Source organism: Pseudomonas sp. CFBP 8771 (assembly GCF_014841695.1).
Lineage (GTDB): Bacteria > Pseudomonadota > Gammaproteobacteria > Pseudomonadales > Pseudomonadaceae > Aquipseudomonas > Aquipseudomonas baltica.
On the sequence record NZ_JACYUJ010000008.1, the window covers coordinates 209,133 to 226,913 of the forward strand.

The window sequence follows — 17,781 nt, forward strand, 5'->3', positions numbered from 1 at the left end:
TCCTATTGCAAATCAAGGGGCAGTCTAGCGGCTGGGCACACTTGATATGGAAAGGGTATCAGCCATCAGATGACGCTTTACCGCCTTGGGTCACTGCCTCGACACGCTTTTCCACCTGCTTGAGGCGGCGCGCCATGTCGTCCAACTGCCGCAGTCGCGCGGCGCTCTTGCGCCACTCGGCCGCTGGCTGCATCGCCGTACCCGAGGAATAGGCACCGGGTTCGGTGATCGAATGGGTCACCATGGTCATGCCGGTGATGAATACCCCATCGCAGATCTCGATGTGCCCGACCAGGCCTACACCGCCTGCGAGCATGCAATTCTTGCCGATCTTGCTGCTTCCCGAAATGCCGACACAGGCGGCCATGGCGGTGTTGTCGCCAATCTGCACGTTGTGGGCAATCTGGATCTGATTGTCGAGCTTCACACCGTTGCCGATCAAGGTATCGGCCAACGCGCCGCGGTCCACGGCGGTGTTCACGCCAATCTCGCAGTCGTCACCGATGCTGACTCCGCCGATCTGGGCGATCTTCTGCCAGACGCCTTTCTCGTTGGCAAAACCGAAGCCTTCGCCACCCAGCACCGCACCGGACTGTATGACCACGCGCTTGCCGATGCGCACGTCGTGATAGAGGGTCACGCGCGGCGCCAACCAGCCACCTTCACCGATCTCGCAGCGCGCACCGATGAAGCAATGCGCGCCGACGGTTACCCCGGCAGCGATCCTGGCACCGCTTTCGATCACGGCGAACGGCCCGACACTGGCGGCGGCATCGACCTGGGCGTCATCTGCAATGACGGCCGTCGGATGAACACCGGCGCTGGCGCGGGGCTTGGGATCGAACAGGTGGGAGATGCGCGCATAGGCAAGGTAGGGATCGGGAACGATCAATGCATCGCCTTGAAAGCCTTCGGCATCGGCGGCCTTGAGCAGTACGGCGCCGGCATGGCTGTCGGGGAGGAACTTGCGGTACTGCGGGTTGGCCAGAAAGCTCAGCTGAGCTGGGCCGGCCTCCTGCAAGGTGGCCAGCCCAGTGATGATCTTCTCCGGGTCGCCACTGACCGTGGCCCCCAGGAACTCGGCCAACTGGCCGAGCTTCATGGTCGCTGTCATATCAGCGCGACTGATTCATGCGCTCGATGACCTGGCGCGTGATGTCGAACTGAGGCTTGACATCAATCACCGCACCGCGCTCCAGAACCAGGTCGAAGGCGCCCTTCTTGATGACTTCTTCGACGGCGCCGTCGAGCTTGGGCTTGAGCTGCTTGAGCATTTCGCGGTCGGCAACGGCCTTGGCTTCGTTCAGCTCCTTGGACTGGAACTGGAAGTCGCGGGCTTTCTGCTTGAATTCCAGCTCCAGACGCTCGCGCTCGGGCTGGGCCATCTTGTCGCCACCGGCGACCAGACGGTCCTGAATGCTCTTGGCGCTGCTTTCCAGGGTTTTCAGCTTGCTCAGTTGCGGGCCGAATTTCTTCTCGGCATCGACCGCGTATTTCTTGGCAGCGTCAGACTCGAGCAGCGCCATCTGATAGTTCAGAACGGCGATTTTCATGTCGGCGAAAGCCGGAGTGGCACCCAACGAGGCGGCGAGGGTCGCGGCCAGAACAACCATTTGAGTCAACTTGCGCACAATAAACTCCTACAAAATCCGTTGTTGTTGCCAAGGAGCAGACCTTAGAAGGTCTGGCCCAGAGAGAATTGGAAGACCTGGGTTTCGGCATTGTCAGGCTTCTTGACCGGCATCGCCAGGCTGAAGCTCAGTGGGCCCAGGGCGGTGATCCAGGTCACGCCCAAGCCGGCGGAGACGGCCATGTTAGCGATGTCGATGTCGTTGCATTCGTTAAGCTTGGTACCAGCCGAGTCACGCTTAACGTTGCAATTGGTATCGAAAACGTTACCCACATCCACAAACAGAGACGTTCGCAGCGAGCGCTGATCCTTGACGAATGGCAGTGGGAAGAGGATCTCGGCACCACCGGTGATCTGTACGTTACCACCAAAGGCCAGTGGATCCTGATCCGGGTCCTCCAACGTGCCGCGTCCAGGGTTTTCCTGACTTGGCGTACTACGCGGACCCAACGTGCTGTCCTTGAAACCTCGGACCGAGTTGAAGCCACCGGCATAGTAGTTCTCGTAGAACGGCAGGCCGTCGGTGGAACCGTAGCCATCGCCGTAGCCCAGTTCGGTGTGGAAGCGCATGGTGTAGTTTTCGGTGATCGGCACGAACGCCTGGTTGCGGTAGTCGATCTTGAAGAATGACAGGTCGCTGCCAGGAATGGTCACTTCACCGGTCAAGCTTTGCGAAGCACCGCGGGTTGGCAGTACGCCCTTGTTCAAGGTGGACGACGACCAGCCGGCCGACGCCTTGAAGTTGAGGAACTTGTCGCCTTCCTTCTCGGTGAAATCGAAGATCTCTTCGACGGTGTAGTTACCCGTCTTGATTTCGTCCTGCTGAACGCTCAAGCCGAAGGTCAGGCGCGAGGTCTCGCTGATCGGGTAGCCGAAGTTCATGCCGGCGCCGAGGCTGTCCACGGCGTAGCTGGCCACGTCGACGTCGAGGTCGTCGTAGTCGGTGGTGCGGTAGAACGCGTTGTAGCCCAGGCTGACGCCGTCCGGCGTGTAGTACGGATCGGTGTAGCTGAAGTTGTAACGGCTCTGGTATTCACTGCGGGTCAGGCCGATGGACACACGGTTACCGGTACCCAGGAAGTTGTTCTGACTGATCGAACCACCGAGGATCAGGCCGGCGCTCTGGGCGAAGCCAACGCTGGCGGTGATCGAACCGGAGGCTTGCTCTTCCACGGCGTAGTTGACGTCGACCTGGTCGTCGGTGCCTGGCACGGCCGGCGTCTCGACGTTCACTTCCTTGAAGAAGCCAAGGCGCTCGAGGCGGGTCTTGGATTGGTCGATCAGGTAGGTCGAGGCCCAGCCGCCTTCCATCTGGCGCATTTCGCGACGCAGCACTTCGTCTTCCGACTTGGTGTTGCCACGGAAGTTGATGCGGTTGACGTAGGCACGCTTGCCCGGATCGACCACGAAGGTAATATCGACCGTGTGGTCCTCGTCGTCCGGCTGAGGCACGCCGTTGACGTTGGCAAAGGTGTAGCCGTCGTTACCCAGGCGGCGGGTGATCAGCTCGGACGTGGAGGTCATGACCTTGCGCGAGAACACCTGGCCCTTCTTCACCAGCATCAGCTGCTGGACCTGATCTTCGGGGACCTTGAGGTCGCCGCTGAGCTTGACGTCGCGAACCGTGTACTTTTCGCCTTCGTTGACGTTGACGGTGATGTAGACGTGCTTCTTGTCCGGGGTGATCGACACCTGGGTGGACGCGATGTCCATGTTGATGTAACCGCGGTCCAGGTAGTAGGAACGCAGACGCTCCAGGTCACCGGACAGCTTTTCCCGTGCGTACTTGTCATCGTTGCGGAAGAACGACAGCCAGTTGGACGTCTTGAGTTCGAACAGGTCGGTCAGGTCTTCTTCGGGGAATACCGAGTTGCCCACCACGTTGATGTGCTGGATGGCCGCAACCGTACCTTCGTTGATGTTAATCTTCAGGGCGACGCGGTTGCGTGGCTGGGTGACCACTTCGGTATCGACCGAGGCCGAGTAGCGACCCTGGGCGACGTACTGGCGCTGCAGCTCGTTGCGCACGCCTTCGAGAGTGGCGCGCTGGAAGATCTCGCCTTCGGCCAGTCCGGACTGCTTGAGGCCCTTCATCAGGTCTTCGGTGGAGATGGCCTTGTTGCCTTCGATGTCGATACTGGCCACCGAGGGTCGTTCGACCACGGTGATCACCAGGACGTTACCGTCCCGGCCCAGCTGGATATCCTGGAAGAACCCGGTTTTAAAGAGTGCACGGGTCGATTCCACCAGGCGACCGTCGTCGGCCTGGTCACCTACGTTCAACGGCAACGCGCCAAACACGCTGCCGGCGGAAACCCGCTGCAGCCCGTTGACACGGATATCGGAGATGGTGAAGGACGCGGCGTGAACTTCAGCGATCATCAGTACGGCAAGAACCGCAGTTAGCAGCAGACGTTTCATGAAGTCCTTTCTTATTCCAACTGGCAATAAACAAACTGCCGCAGAAGCGGCAGGTTCGCAAACGAGCGAAGCGTTACAGTCGACCCAGATCGTTTATCAGGGCAAGCAGCATGACGCCAACCACCAGACTGATGCCGATCTGGATTCCCCAACCCTGTACCCGATCGGAGACTGGGCGACCACGCACCCACTCGATCAGGTAGAACAACAGATGCCCCCCATCCAGTACTGGAATGGGCAGCAAATTGAGAACTCCGAGGCTTATGCTCAGGTAGGCGAGGAAATTCAGGAAATCCCCAAAACCCGACTGGGCCGAAGCGCCCGCCACTTTAGCAATGGTTATCGGTCCACTCAAGTTTTTTACCGAGAGCTCGCCGAACAGCATTTTCTTCAGGGAATCAAGGGTCAGCACGCTCATGGTCCAGGTACGCCTGGCGCCCTCGACCACGGCATCGAGCGGCCCGTAGCTGACTTCGCGCAGCATCTGCGGTGGCCACTCGACCGGTTTCACCCCGGCGCCGAGGTACCCGGCGGCCTTGCCTTCACCCTTGGAAACCAGGTTGACCGGGACATCCAGTGGAGCGTTGTCGCGCTCTACGCGCAACACGATCCGGCTGTCCGGACGTTCTCGGACCAGGTCCACGACCTGCTGCCAATCGCCCAGGGGCTGGCCGTCCAGCGCCAGCAGGCGGTCCCCGGTACGCAAACCGGCGGCCTGCGCCGGGCCGTTGGGATCCAGCTCGGCGAGTATCGGCGCCAGCGCCGGACGCCATGGACGGATGCCCAGCGAGCGGATCGGGTCGGGTTCGTCGGAGCCCTGCAGCCACTGGTTCAAGGCCAGCGAGCGAGTGGCTTCATTGCTGGAGCCAGGTTCGCGCACGGTCAACTGCAAGGCACCGGTTTCGCCCAGGCGCCTTACCATTTGCAGGTTCACCGCAGCCCAGCCGGAGGTGCTTTCGCCATCCACCGCGACGATTTCCTCACCTGCCATCAGACCGGCGGTTGCCGCGATGCTGCCCGGCTCGACCGAACCGACCACCGGCTTGAGCTGCTGAGTGCCGAGCATCGCCAGCAGCCAGAAGAACACCAGGGCGAGCAGAAAGTTGGCCGCAGGCCCGGCGGCGACGATGGCGATGCGCTGACGCACGCTCTTGCGATTGAACGACTGTTCGACCTGGTCGGCCGGCACGTCGCCCTCGCGCTCGTCGAGCATCTTGACGTAGCCACCCAGCGGAATCGCCGCGACGACGAATTCCGTGCCCTGGCGGTCATGCCAGCGCAACAGAGGCGTGCCGAAGCCCACCGAAAAACGCAGCACTTTGACGCCACAACGCCGTGCGACCCAGAAATGGCCGAACTCGTGAAAGGTAACCAGCACACCCAATGCCACCAGGGTGCCGATAATCATGTAGAGCGCACTCATAACTCTCTCCGAACTACGGCCATGCAGGGGTCAGCACCCGTGCTGGTTCAACCATTGCTGGGCCAGGTACCGCGCGCGAGCATCCGCGGCGAAGACGGTGTCGAGCGTATCCAGCGCCACCACCGGTTCCCGATTGAGGACGTCCTCGATCATACGCGGGATCTGCGGGTAGCGTATGCGACGCTCGAGGAACGCCGCTACCGCGATTTCGTTCGCCGCGTTGAGCATGGCCGGGGCGCTGTCGCCCGCCTCCGCTGCCTGCCGAGCCAGGCGCAGGCAAGGAAAGCGTTGTTCATCGGGCGCTTCGAAATCGAGCCGCGCAATGGCGAACAGGTCCAGGGGTGCCACACCCGAATCGACACGCTGCGGCCAGGCCATGGCATGGGCGATCGGCGTGCGCATATCAGGGTTGCCCAGCTGAGCCAGCACCGAGCCGTCGACATAGTCGACCAGGGAATGGATCACGCTCTGCGGATGCACGACCACTTCGATCTGCGCGGGTCGCGCGTCGAACAGCCAGCACGCCTCGATCAGCTCCAGGCCCTTGTTCATCATGCTGGCCGAGTCGACGGAAATCTTGCGTCCCATCGACCAGTTGGGATGAGCGCACGCCTGCTCCGGCGTGACCTGTTCCAACGCTTCCAGCGGCGTCTGCCGAAACGGACCACCCGATGCAGTCAGCAATATGCGCCGCACGCCGACATTGCCCAGGCCGCGCTCGAAATCACCGGGCATGCACTGGAAAATCGCGTTGTGTTCGCTGTCGATAGGCAGCACCACGGCCCCGCTGTCGCGCACGGCCTGCATGAACAGTGCCCCGGACATGACCAGCGCTTCCTTGTTGGCGAGCAGCACTTTCTTGCCGGCATGGACCGCGGCCAGGGTCGGGCGCAGCCCGGCTGCGCCGACGATGGCCGCCATCACCGCATCCACTTCCGGCGCAGCGGCCACCTGGCACAGCCCTTCTTCACCCACCAGCACTTCGGTGCGCGAGCCGGCCTGGCGCAATGCCTGCTGCAAGGCGGTGGCACGCTCCTGGCTGGGCACCACGGCAAACACCGGGCGATGCACGAGGCACAGTGCCAACAGTTCGTCCATGCGCGAGAAGCCGCTCAGGGCAAATGCGCTGTAGCGGTCCGGATGCCGGGCGATGACGTCGAGCGTGCTCAGGCCGATGGAGCCGGTCGCGCCCAGCACGGTAATGCGCTGCACGCCGCTCACATCACGCCCCAGCCGGCAGCCCACAGCAGCACGGCAAACACCGGTACCGCCGCGGTCAGACTGTCGATGCGATCGAGCACACCGCCATGGCCCGGCAACAGGTTGCTGCTGTCCTTGATGCCGGAGCGACGCTTGAACATGCTTTCGGTCAGGTCACCGACGACCGAGAGGGCCACCACGATCGCCGCGCCGATCAGGCCCGCGAGCATCTGGCCGATTCCCCAGTCGCGCACCAGGCCGATCGCCAGGGTGATCAGCAGGCTGGTCACCAGCCCGCCGTAGAAACCTTCCCAGCTCTTGCCGGGGCTGACCTGGGGCGCCAGCTTGCGCTTGCCCAGGGCCTTGCCGGTGAAGTAGGCGCCGATGTCGGCACCCCATACCAGCACCATGACGGTCATGATCAGCCAGTTGCCCAGCGGCCAGCCCTTGAGCAGCACCAGCCCTTGCCAGGCCGGCAGCAGGATCAGCAGGCCAATGAGCAGCTTGCAGGCAAGGCTGGCCCAATGTTCGCTGGTGCGCGGGTAGGTCAGCACCAGGAACGTGGCCAGGCACCACCACAGCACCGCCGCGCCGAGCACGAACGGCGCCAGGCCCGGCGTCAGGTAGAGGAAGAACAACAGACCCGCTACCACGGCGGCGAAGGCAATGCGCGCCGACTGTTTTTCGAACCCGGCCAGCCGCGCCCACTCCCACGCGCCCAAGGTAACCACCAGGCCGATGAACAGGGCGAACCCTGCGCCTTCGAGCAGGAAGAAACCGCACAGGGCAATCGGCAGGAGAATCAGCGCAGTGATGATGCGTTGTTTAAGCATTAAGCACGGGCTCCGGCTTCGACCTGCTCGCTCGTTTTACCGAACCGGCGCTGGCGCGAAGCGAAATCGGCCAGCGCCGTGCGCATGGCCTCGTGTTTGAAATCCGGCCAGAACAGGTCGGAAAAATACAGCTCGGCGTAGGCCAGTTGCCACAGCAGGAAGTTGCTGATGCGATGCTCGCCGCCGGTTCGGATGCACAGATCCGGCAAAGGCAGGTCACCGGTGGCCAGGCAGGTCTGCAGCAGATCGGGAGTGATCTCCTCCGGCTTGAGGTGACCGGCCTGGACTTCCCGGGCAAGACGCTGCGCCGCCTGGGCAATGTCCCACTGGCCACCGTAGTTGGCGGCGATTTGCAGCACAAAACGGTCGTTACCGGCGGTGGCCGCTTCGGCTTCGCGCATGGCGGCCTGCAGGTCGGGGTGGAACCGCGAGCGATCACCGATGATCCGCAGGCTGATGCGGTTGTCGTTCAGCCGCCGTGCCTCGCGGCGCAGTGCACTGAAGAACAGCTCCATCAATGCCCCGACCTCGTCGGCCGGGCGCTGCCAGTTCTCGCTGGAAAAGGCGAACAAGGTCAGTACCTCGACCTTGGCCTCGGCACACACCTCGATGACCGCGCGCACAGCATCCACACCGGCCTTGTGCCCAGCGACACCGGGCAGCAAACGTTTCTTGGCCCAGCGATTGTTGCCATCCATGATGATCGCAACATGCCGCGGTACCGTGGAAGGTACAGCCAACTTGGTCTTTTCCATGAGACGGACTAATTCCTTAAACGGCCATCAGGTCCGCTTCTTTCTGCTTCACGGCCGTTTCGATGTCCGCGACGAACTTGTCGGTCAGCTTCTGGATGTCATCGGCGGCGCGACGTTCTTCGTCTTCGCTGATTTCCTTTTCCTTGACCAGATCCTTGTACTGGCTCAGTGCGTCACGGCGAATGTTGCGCACGGCCACGCGGGCGTCTTCGGCAGCGTCACGCGCCTGCTTGGTGAAGCCCTTGCGGGTTTCTTCGGTCAGCGCAGGCATGGAGATCAGCAGCAGCTCGCCCAGGTTGGTCGGGTTGAGGTTGAGGCCGGCGGCACCGATGGCCTTGTCGACCGCGCCGAGCATGTTGCGCTCGAACGCGACAACCTGCAGGGTGCGCGAATCCTTCACGCTGATGCTGGCGACCTGGTTGATAGGGGTGTCGGCACCGTAGTAAGGGACCTGAACGCCTTCCAGAATGCTGGGGTGCGCCTTGCCGGTACGGATACGACCGAACGCGTGCTGCAGCGACTCCAGGGATTTCTGCATGCGCGCCTGCGCATCTTTCTTGATTTCGTTGATCATACTTCGCCTTCCTCGATCAGAGTTCCTTCGGCGCCGCCCACTACGATGTTCAGCAGAGCGCCAGGCTTGTTCATGTTGAATACCCGCAACGGCATCTTGTGATCGCGGCACAGGCAGATGGCGGTCAGGTCCATCACGCCCAGCTTGCGATCCAGTACTTCATCGTACGTCAGGCGGTCGAATTTCTCAGCATGGGGATCCTTGAACGGATCGGCCGTGTAGACACCGTCGACCTTGGTCGCCTTGAGCACCACGTCGGCATCGATCTCGATGGCGCGCAGGCAGGCTGCGGAGTCGGTGGTGAAGAACGGGTTGCCGGTGCCGGCGGCGAAAATTACCACATCGCCGGAATTGAGGTGACGAATACCCTTGCGGCGATCGTAATGATCGGTCACGCCGACCATCGAGATGGCCGACATGACGATGGCGGCGATGTTGGAGCGTTCCAGCGCATCGCGCATGGCCAGGGCGTTCATCACGGTCGCCAGCATGCCCATGTGGTCGCCGGTGACACGGTCCATGCCGGCTGCGCTCAGGGCGGCACCGCGGAACAGATTGCCACCGCCGATGACCAGACCCACCTGGACGCCGATGCCTACCAACTGGCCCACTTCGAGGGCCATGCGGTCCAGCACTTTCGGGTCGATCCCGAAATCTTCGGACCCCATCAGGGCCTCGCCGCTAAGTTTGAGCAAAATGCGTTTATAGCGAGGTTGACGACCACTCACCTGCTGAGCCATTGCGTGTCTCTCCTGCGGCGTTTAATAAATTCTGGACGGGCCGGTGTACGGCGCGCCTAACTCTAGCTTGCGGCACTGCGACAGTACCACCGGACCTGCGCCTTGTAAGCGGCTAAATCCGGGTGCCAACTTTGAAAAAGAGGCTGCGCGCGTAAGCGGGCAGCCTCTTTGGGGCAACAGGACGAATCCGTCTTATTGCTTGCTGGCAGCGGCCACTTGTGCGGCAACTTCGTCAGCGAAGTTGTCGACAGGCTTCTCGATGCCTTCGCCTACCTTGAAGTAGGTGAACGAAACGATTTCGGCACCGGCTTTCTTGGCCAGGTCACCGACCTTGACTTCAGGGTTCTTGACGAACGCCTGCTCGACCAGGCTGGCTTCGGCAAGGAACTTGCTGATGCGACCGGCAACCATCTTCTCGACGATCTCGGCTGGCTTGCCCTTGATCTTGTCTTCGTTGAGGCTCATGAAGACGCCCTTCTCGCGCTCGATGGCCTCGGCCGAAACCTGCGATGGCAGCAGGAATTCCGGGTTGCTGGCTGCAACGTGCATGGCGATGTCGCGAGCCAGTTCGGCGTTGCCGCCGTTCAGGGCAACGATGACACCGATCTTGTTGCCGTGCAGGTAGGCATCGACAACGTCGCCTTCCACGCGCACCAGGCGGCGGATGTTGACGTTTTCGCCAACCTTGCCGACCAGGGCTTCACGCGCTGGCTCTTGAGCGGCGATCAGCGGAGCGGCGTCGGTCAGCTGGTCGGCGAAAGCCTTTTCCACGCTGGCGGCGACGAAGTTCTTGAAGTCGTCCTGCAGAGCCAGGAAGTCGGTCTGCGAGTTGACTTCCAGAATGACTGCGGACTTGTTGTCGGCAGCAACCTTGACGGCGATGGCGCCTTCGGCAGCAACGTTGCCTGCTTTCTTGGCGGCCTTGATGGCGCCGGAAGCACGCATGTCGTCGATGGCTTTTTCGATGTCGCCGCCGGCCTTGGTCAAGGCCTTTTTGCAATCCATCATGCCTTCGCCGGTACGCTCGCGCAGTTCTTTGACCAACGCTGCAGTAATCTCTGCCATTTCAAATTCCTCTTGGATAGGTGTCTAACCATTCCACCCGTTAACGGGCGCTCAATTCTTGACCTTGCCAGCGGCTCTTTACAATTGGAGCGATGACGATGCCGGCAATGGTTCTCGAGGTGGCAAAAAGGGGGCCTAGCCCCCTTTTTGCGTACCGAGTAAACGCTGGGCGTCTAGACTCAGCCTTCTACCGCTGCGGCAGGTGCGTCCTGAACGTATTCTTCAGTACCGCCAGCCACGTGGTTGCGACCACGGATGACCGCGTCGGCCATCGAACCCATGTACAGCTGGATGGCGCGAATGGCGTCATCGTTGCCTGGGATGATGTAGTCGACGCCTTCAGGGCTGCTGTTGGTGTCGACGACGCCGATGACCGGGATACCCAGCTTGTTGGCTTCGGTGATCGCGATGCGCTCGTGGTCGACGTCGATGACGAACAGTGCGTCAGGCAGGCCGCCCATGTCCTTGATACCACCCAGGCTGCGATCCAGTTTTTCCAGATCACGAGTGCGCATCAGCGCTTCTTTCTTGGTCAGCTTGGTGAACGTGCCATCTTCGGCCTGGGTTTCCAGGTCACGCAGACGCTTGATCGAAGCGCGGATGGTCTTGAAGTTGGTCAGCATGCCGCCCAACCAGCGATGGTCGACGTACGGCGAGCCGCAACGTGCTGCTTCCTCGGCCACGATCTTGCCGGCGGAACGCTTGGTGCCGACGAACAGGATCTTGTTCTTGCCCTGGGCCAGGCGCTCTACGAAGGTCAGTGCTTCGTTGAACATCGGCAGGGTTTTTTCGAGGTTGATGATGTGGATCTTGTTACGCGCGCCGAAAATGTACTTACCCATTTTCGGATTCCAGTAACGGGTTTGGTGACCGAAGTGCACACCGGCCTTCAGCATATCGCGCATGTTGACTTGGGACATGATAGTTCCTTGATAAGTCGGGTTAAGCCTCCACGTATCCCAATGACCAACCGGCGGCATAACCTCCGGCACCCAGGTCATCGTGTCGACACGTGTGTGGGTTTGGTTGCTTCCAGGGCATCCCCGGAAAGCGGCGCATTTTATACCATAGCCGCCCCGATATAGAAACCTGAAATAGCGTCGATGCACAACGGCTTTTGCGCCGCTGCCTGATTCGCGCGACAATGCGCGCCATCACCTCTTATATAGAGGCGCCGCCAGCGCCGCGCGGCAGTCCGCGGCGGCTCTGGTAGAATCGCCTCGATTTCCAGCCTGCGAACGCGCGCAAGCGCTCAGAGAGCCCCGAATGACCGTTACCATCAAGACCCCCGAAGACATCGAGAAGATGCGAATTGCCGGCCGCCTGGCGGCCGATGTGCTGGAGATGATCGCGCCTCACGTCAAGCCCGGTGTCACTACCGAAGAGCTCGACCGCCTGTGCCATGACTACATCGTCAACGAGCAGCAGGCCATCCCTGCCCCGCTCAACTACAAGGGTTACCCCAAGTCGATCTGCACCTCGATCAACCATGTGGTCTGCCACGGCATTCCCAATGACAAGCCGCTGAAGAATGGCGACGTGCTGAACATCGACGTCACCGTGATCAAGGACGGCTACCACGGCGACACCAGCCGCATGTTCCACGTCGGCAGCGTGCCGGTATGGGCCGAGCGCCTGTCGCAGGTGACCCAGGAATGCCTGTACAAGGCCATCGAACTGGTCAAGCCCGGATGCCGCCTGGGCGACATCGGCGAAGTCATCCAGAAGCACGCCGAGAAGAACGGTTTTTCCGTGGTACGCGAATTCTGCGGCCACGGCATCGGCAAGGTGTTTCACGAAGAACCGCAGGTGCTGCACTACGGGCGTGCCGGCACTGGCATGGAGCTCAAGGAAGGCATGACCTTCACCATCGAGCCGATGATCAACCAGGGCAAGGCCGACACCAAGGTGCTGGGCGATGGCTGGACGGCCATTACCAAGGACCGCAAGCTGTCCGCGCAGTGGGAGCACACCCTGGTGGTGACCGCCAGCGGCTACGAAATCTTCACCTTGCGCAGCGACGACACCATTCCCCGCGTCTCGGCGTGAAGCCACGCGTGCGGGCAACCCGTTCAGGCCACTAATCTCTTCAGGAATACGACATGCCGCAGGTGGATCCGGAGTTGTTCGATCGCGGCCAGTTCCAGGCCGAACTGGCGCTCAAGGCCAGCCCTATCGCAGCCTTCAAGAAGGCGATTCGCCAGGCACACGATGTGCTCGACGAGCGTTTTCGCAACGGTCGTGACATTCGTCGGCTGATCGAAGACCGTGCCTGGTTCGTCGACAACATTCTGGAGCGGGCGTGGAGCCAGTTCGACTGGGACGAGGATGCCGACATCGCCCTGGTCGCCGTGGGCGGCTACGGTCGCGGCGAACTGCACCCCTACTCCGACATCGACCTGATGATCCTGCTCGAGAGCGCCGACTACGAGGTGTTCCGCGATTCGATCGAGCGTTTTCTCACGCTGCTGTGGGACATCGGCCTGGAAGTGGGCCAGAGCGTGCGCTCCATAGATGAATGCGCCGAGCAGGCGCGCGCTGACATCACGGTCATCACCAACCTGATGGAAAGCCGCACCATCGCCGGCCCGGAACGGCTGCGCAAGCGCATGCTCGAGGTCACCAGCACCGAGCGGATGTGGCCCAGCCGCGAGTTCTTCCTGGCCAAGCGCGCCGAGCAGAACGCCCGCCACCACAAGTACAACGACACCGAGTACAACCTGGAACCCAACGTCAAGGGCTCGCCCGGTGGCCTGCGCGACATCCAGACCCTGCTGTGGGTGGCGCGCCGCCAGTTCGGCACGCTGAACCTGCACGCGCTGGCCGGGGAAGGCTTCCTGGTAGAGAGCGAGAACAACCTGCTGGCCTCTTCCCAGGAATTCCTCTGGAAAGTGCGCTACGCCCTGCACATGCTTGCCGGGCGTGCGGAGGATCGCCTGCTGTTCGATCACCAACGCTCCATCGCCGGCTTGCTGGGCTACAAGGACAGCGATGCGAAACTGGCCATCGAGCGGTTCATGCAGAAGTACTACCGCGTGGTGATGAGCATCGCCGAACTCAGCGACCTGATCATCCAGCATTTCGAGGAAGTGATTCTCGGCGACCCCGAAGCCGGCTCCACGGTGCCGATCAATTCGCGCTTCCAGCTGCACGATGGCTACATCGAGGCCACCCACACCCAGGTCTTCAAGCGCACACCGTTCGCCATGCTGGAAATCTTCGTGCTGATGGCGCAGAACCCGGAGATCAAGGGCGTGCGCGCGGACACCATCCGCCTGCTGCGCGAGCATCGCCACCTGATCGACGACAGCTTCCGCAACGATATCCGCAACACCAGCCTGTTCATCGAGCTGTTCAAGTGCGAAGTCGGCATTCACCGCAACCTGCGCCGCATGAATCGCTACGGCATCCTGGGCCGCTACCTGCCCGAGTTCGGCGATATCATCGGCCAGATGCAACACGACCTGTTCCACATCTATACAGTGGATGCGCACACGCTCAACCTGATCAAGCACCTGCGCAAGCTGCAGTACACCCAGGTTTCGGAGAAATTCCCGCTGGCCAGCAAGGTCATGGAGCGCCTGCCCAAGCCGGAGCTGATCTACCTCGCCGGGCTGTACCATGACATCGGCAAAGGTCGCAACGGCGACCATTCCGAGCTTGGCGCAGTGGATGCCGCGCAGTTCTGCCAGCGCCACCAGTTGCCCGCCTGGGACAGCCGTCTGATCGTCTGGCTGGTGCAGAACCATCTGGTGATGTCGACCACCGCGCAGCGCAAGGACCTGTCCGACCCGCAGGTCATCCATGACTTCGCCCAGCAGGTGGGCGACGAGGTGCACCTGGACTACCTCTACGTGCTCACCGTGGCCGACATCAACGCGACCAATCCCAGCCTGTGGAACTCCTGGCGTGCCAGCTTGCTGCGCCAGTTGTACACCGAAACCAAGCGCGCATTGCGTCGCGGCCTGGAGAACCCGCTGGATCGCGAAGAGCAGATCCGCCGCACGCAGAGCGCGGCGCTGGAGATACTGGTACGCGGCGGCACCGATCAGGACGACATCGAGCAGCTCTGGTCGCAGCTGGGCGACGACTATTTTCTGCGCCACAACGCCGGCGACGTGGCCTGGCATACCGATGCTATCCTGCAGCAGCCCGCCAATGGCGATCCGCTGGTGCTGATCAAGGAAACCACCCAGCGCGACTTCGAGGGCGGCACGCAGATCTTCATCTACGCGCCCGACCAGCACGATTTCTTCGCGGTGACGGTGGCGGCCATGGACCAGCTCAACCTGAACATCCACGACGCCCGCATCATCACCTCCAGCAGCCAGTTCACGCTCGATACCTACATCGTGCTGGACAACGACGGCGGCTCGATCGGCAACGACCCGCGCCGCATCGCGCAGATTCGCCAGGGCCTCAGCGATGCGCTGCGCAACCCCGATGACTACCCCAACATCATTCATCGCCGCGTGCCGCGTCAGCTCAAGCATTTCGCGTTCCCCCCGCAGGTCACCATCCAGAACGATGCCCAGCGTCCGGTCACCATCCTGGAGCTGAGCGCGCCCGACAGGCCCGGCCTGCTGGCACGCATCGGCAAGATCTTCCTGGAGTTCGACCTGTCGTTGCAGAACGCCAAGGTTTCCACGCTGGGCGAACGCGTGGAAGACGTGTTCTTCATTACCGATGCGAACAATCTGCCCCTGTCCGACCCGCAACTGTGCAGTCGGCTGCAGGCCACCATCATCGACCAACTCAGTGTCAGCCAGGCGCCCGGCGTCGAGCTGTCCCGTTTGAGCATTTGATATGAACCACGCGTTGAACCAGCTGCAGCCCTACCCTTTCGAGAAACTGCGCGCCTTGCTGGCGGGCGTCACGGCCGCTGCGGACAAACGTCCGATCGCCCTGTCCATTGGCGAACCCAAGCACGCCTCGCCAGCCTTCGTGAAGCAGGCACTGGCCGACAACCTCGACCAGATGGCGGTGTATCCGACCACCCAGGGCATTCCAGCACTGCGCGAAGCCATCGCCGCGTGGTGCGAACGACGCTTCCAGGTCCCGGCGGGCTGGCTGGATCCGGCGCGCCACGTATTGCCGGTCAACGGCACCCGCGAAGCGCTGTTTGCCTTCACCCAGACCGTTGCACAGCGTGACGTCGACGGGCTGGTGGTCAGCCCCAACCCGTTCTACCAGATCTACGAAGGCGCCGCCCTGCTCGCCGGTACCACACCGCACTACCTGCCTTGCCTGGACCAGAACGGCTTCAACCCGGATTTCGACGCGGTACCGGCCGAGGTCTGGCAGCGCTGCCAGATCCTGTTCCTGTGCTCGCCCGGCAATCCAACCGGTGCCCTGGTACCGATGCCGACCTTGAAGAAACTCATCGCCCTGGCCGACGAGCATGACTTCGTGATCGCCGCGGACGAGTGCTACAGCGAGCTGTACTTCGACGAAGACGCGCCACCGCCCGGCCTGCTGACCGCCTGTGCCGAGCTGGGGCGCAGCGATTTCAAGCGGTGCGTGGTGTTCCACAGCCTGTCCAAGCGCTCCAACCTGCCGGGCTTGCGCTCGGGCTTCGTGGCCGGCGACGCCGATATTCTCAAGGCCTTTCTGCTGTACCGCACCTATCACGGCTGTGCGATGCCCGTGCAGACCCAACTGGCCAGCATCGCCGCCTGGGAAGACGAAGCCCACGTACTGGCCAACCGCGACCTGTACCGGGAGAAATTCGATGCCGTGCTGGATATCCTTACCCCGGTAATGGACGTCAAGCGCCCCGACGGCAGCTTCTACCTGTGGGCCAAGGTGCCCATGGACGACGCGCAGTTCTGCCGCGAGCTGTTCGAGCAGGAGCACGTCACCGTGGTGCCCGGCTCCTACCTGTCGCGCGACGTCGATGGGCTCAACCCAGGCGCCGGCCGCGTGCGCATGGCGCTGGTCGCACCGCTGGGTGAGTGTGTCGAAGCCGCCCAGCGCATTCGTCGCTTTCTCGAGCGTCGATAACACATAGCTACGCTTTTGCATGGCGTTTGAACGACATCATCGGTGGCTCTTTTCAAGGAGTCATCGATGATGTGCAATCCCCTGTTCTGCAAGACCCTTCCTGAACTGGATGCCGAGGCATCACGCCGCGTTGCCATGGCCGAACGCCCGACCAATGCGCTGAGTGCTTCGCCGAACGGACGCTCCAAGCGCGCCCTGGGCCAGTTCTCGAAATTCTGGGCGCCCGGCCGCACGCTGACCATTGGTTTCTTCAACGACACCCCTATTGTGCACAAGGCAGCCATCGAGAAAGTGGCGCGGCAGTGGCTGCGGTCGGCCAACCTGAAGTTCGATTTCGTCGACGGCATGCTTGCCGATATCCGCATCTATACCGACGGCGACGACAACTACAGTCAGGTCGGCACCGATGCGCTGCTGGCCAGCCCAATGGATGCAACCATGGCCCTGGGCGTCAAACCGGACGATCCGTTGTTCGGGCGTACCGTCTTGCACGAGTTCGGCCACGTGCTGGGGCTGCTGCACGAGCATCAGCACCCCAAGGCAAACATCCCTTGGGACATCCCCAAGCTGTATGCGTACTTCGCCGCCAAGGGCGTTGATCAACAGACCGTCGACATCAACCTGCTGGACAAGACCGACAAGGCGCTGGCCAAGGGCACGGCCTATGACCGCGCGTCGATCATGCATTACTCGGTGCTGCAGGAGCAGACGGTGGGCAACTGGGAAGTGGGCATCAATCACACCTTGAGCCGCCTCGACCGGAAATTCGCTCGGCGCATCTACCCCAAGGTCGTGGCCTAGCGCGCGTGGCCGAGGCTGGCTTGGTTGATGTCGAACTCGGCCAGCGCCTCATTCATGGCCGCACTGTCCATCAGCCGGTGTCGACGCACTACCGGGCGCACCGTATAACGCGGTAGATGCGCGAACTCCTCTTGCGCCCACGCCTGCTGGTGGCCGGTGCGCTGGAAATCGGGCCACTCGCCAATCACCAGAAAAACCACCTGCGGTACCAGCGCGATAGCCAGCAGGGTATTGAAGTCAACCAGGCCCAGCCCGCCCAGCGCCGAGCCAACGACCACGGGTACAGCGCTACCAACGGCAGTCCACAGTTTGGATAATCGGCGCATGGGATGTGAC

General features: G+C 61.9%; 16 protein-coding genes. 4 read left to right on the plus strand and 12 right to left on the minus strand.

The window, feature by feature from the left end; all coding sequences use genetic code 11:
- Positions 1–58: 58 nt before the first annotated feature.
- The 11 genes from lpxD to rpsB all read right to left on the minus strand — a co-directional run bounded on the left by lpxD (position 59) and on the right by rpsB (position 11,561).
- Positions 59–1,114, minus strand: a complete 1,056-nt coding sequence (gene lpxD, locus IFT80_RS19295) for a UDP-3-O-(3-hydroxymyristoyl)glucosamine N-acyltransferase (protein WP_122476563.1) — start codon at positions 1,112–1,114, stop codon at positions 59–61.
- A gap of 1 nt (position 1,115) precedes the next feature.
- Positions 1,116–1,631 carry an OmpH family outer membrane protein gene (locus IFT80_RS19300; protein WP_049862282.1) on the minus strand — a complete coding sequence of 172 codons (516 nt, stop codon included), beginning with the start codon at positions 1,629–1,631 and terminating at the stop codon, positions 1,116–1,118.
- A 44-nt stretch (positions 1,632–1,675) separates the two neighbouring features.
- Complete coding sequence (gene bamA / locus IFT80_RS19305) at positions 1,676–4,051, minus strand: outer membrane protein assembly factor BamA (protein ID WP_192138109.1); 2,376 nt, start codon at positions 4,049–4,051, stop codon at positions 1,676–1,678.
- A 73-nt stretch (positions 4,052–4,124) separates the two neighbouring features.
- The gene (gene rseP, locus IFT80_RS19310; RefSeq protein ID WP_122795109.1) at positions 4,125–5,474 is read right to left on the minus strand and encodes a sigma E protease regulator RseP; all 1,350 of its coding nucleotides are present in this window, start codon (positions 5,472–5,474) and stop codon (positions 4,125–4,127) included.
- Between the two features lie 30 nt (positions 5,475–5,504).
- Positions 5,505–6,695, minus strand: a complete 1,191-nt coding sequence (ispC, locus tag IFT80_RS19315) for a 1-deoxy-D-xylulose-5-phosphate reductoisomerase (RefSeq protein ID WP_192102496.1) — start codon at positions 6,693–6,695, stop codon at positions 5,505–5,507.
- Positions 6,692–7,507, minus strand: coding sequence for a phosphatidate cytidylyltransferase (locus tag IFT80_RS19320; protein ID WP_192052794.1), 816 nt, complete (start codon positions 7,505–7,507; stop codon positions 6,692–6,694). The genes ispC and IFT80_RS19320 overlap by 4 nt, the downstream gene beginning before the upstream one ends.
- On the minus strand, positions 7,507–8,262 hold the full coding sequence (uppS, locus tag IFT80_RS19325; protein WP_122476571.1) for a polyprenyl diphosphate synthase: 756 nt from the start codon (positions 8,260–8,262) through the stop codon (positions 7,507–7,509). Before uppS ends, IFT80_RS19320 begins: the two co-directional genes overlap by 1 nt.
- A gap of 16 nt (positions 8,263–8,278) precedes the next feature.
- Positions 8,279–8,836, minus strand: a complete 558-nt coding sequence (frr, locus tag IFT80_RS19330; RefSeq protein WP_122476572.1) for a ribosome recycling factor — start codon at positions 8,834–8,836, stop codon at positions 8,279–8,281.
- Positions 8,833–9,576: a UMP kinase gene (gene pyrH / locus IFT80_RS19335; protein ID WP_049862287.1), complete on the minus strand. Its 744-nt coding sequence runs from the start codon at positions 9,574–9,576 to the stop codon at positions 8,833–8,835. Before pyrH ends, frr begins: the two co-directional genes overlap by 4 nt.
- A 192-nt stretch (positions 9,577–9,768) precedes the next feature.
- A complete protein-coding gene (gene tsf, locus IFT80_RS19340; RefSeq protein ID WP_122476588.1) occupies positions 9,769–10,641 on the minus strand; it encodes a translation elongation factor Ts in 873 nt (290 codons plus the stop codon).
- A 179-nt stretch (positions 10,642–10,820) separates the two neighbouring features.
- Positions 10,821–11,561 (minus strand): 30S ribosomal protein S2, encoded by a 741-nt coding sequence (gene rpsB / locus IFT80_RS19345; protein ID WP_049862289.1) that lies wholly within the window; start codon positions 11,559–11,561, stop codon positions 10,821–10,823.
- A 346-nt stretch (positions 11,562–11,907) separates the two neighbouring features.
- Here rpsB and map point away from each other — a divergent pair, with 346 nt between their 5' ends.
- From map to IFT80_RS19365, 4 genes are all read left to right on the plus strand, one after another.
- On the plus strand, positions 11,908–12,690 hold the full coding sequence (map, locus tag IFT80_RS19350) for a type I methionyl aminopeptidase (RefSeq protein WP_122476589.1): 783 nt from the start codon (positions 11,908–11,910) through the stop codon (positions 12,688–12,690).
- Positions 12,691–12,743: 53 nt separating this feature from the next.
- Complete coding sequence (locus IFT80_RS19355) at positions 12,744–15,446, plus strand: [protein-PII] uridylyltransferase (RefSeq protein WP_122476591.1); 2,703 nt, start codon at positions 12,744–12,746, stop codon at positions 15,444–15,446.
- Between the two features lies 1 nt (position 15,447).
- The gene (gene dapC / locus IFT80_RS19360) at positions 15,448–16,644 is read left to right on the plus strand and encodes a succinyldiaminopimelate transaminase (RefSeq protein ID WP_185794261.1); all 1,197 of its coding nucleotides are present in this window, start codon (positions 15,448–15,450) and stop codon (positions 16,642–16,644) included.
- A 66-nt stretch (positions 16,645–16,710) separates the two neighbouring features.
- Complete coding sequence (locus IFT80_RS19365; RefSeq protein ID WP_244652488.1) at positions 16,711–17,445, plus strand: M12 family metallopeptidase; 735 nt, start codon at positions 16,711–16,713, stop codon at positions 17,443–17,445.
- Here IFT80_RS19365 and IFT80_RS19370 read toward each other — a convergent pair.
- The gene (locus IFT80_RS19370; RefSeq protein ID WP_185794259.1) at positions 17,442–17,771 is read right to left on the minus strand and encodes a hypothetical protein; all 330 of its coding nucleotides are present in this window, start codon (positions 17,769–17,771) and stop codon (positions 17,442–17,444) included. The two genes, IFT80_RS19365 and IFT80_RS19370, sit on opposite strands and share 4 nt — an antisense overlap.
- Positions 17,772–17,781: the final 10 nt, after the last annotated feature.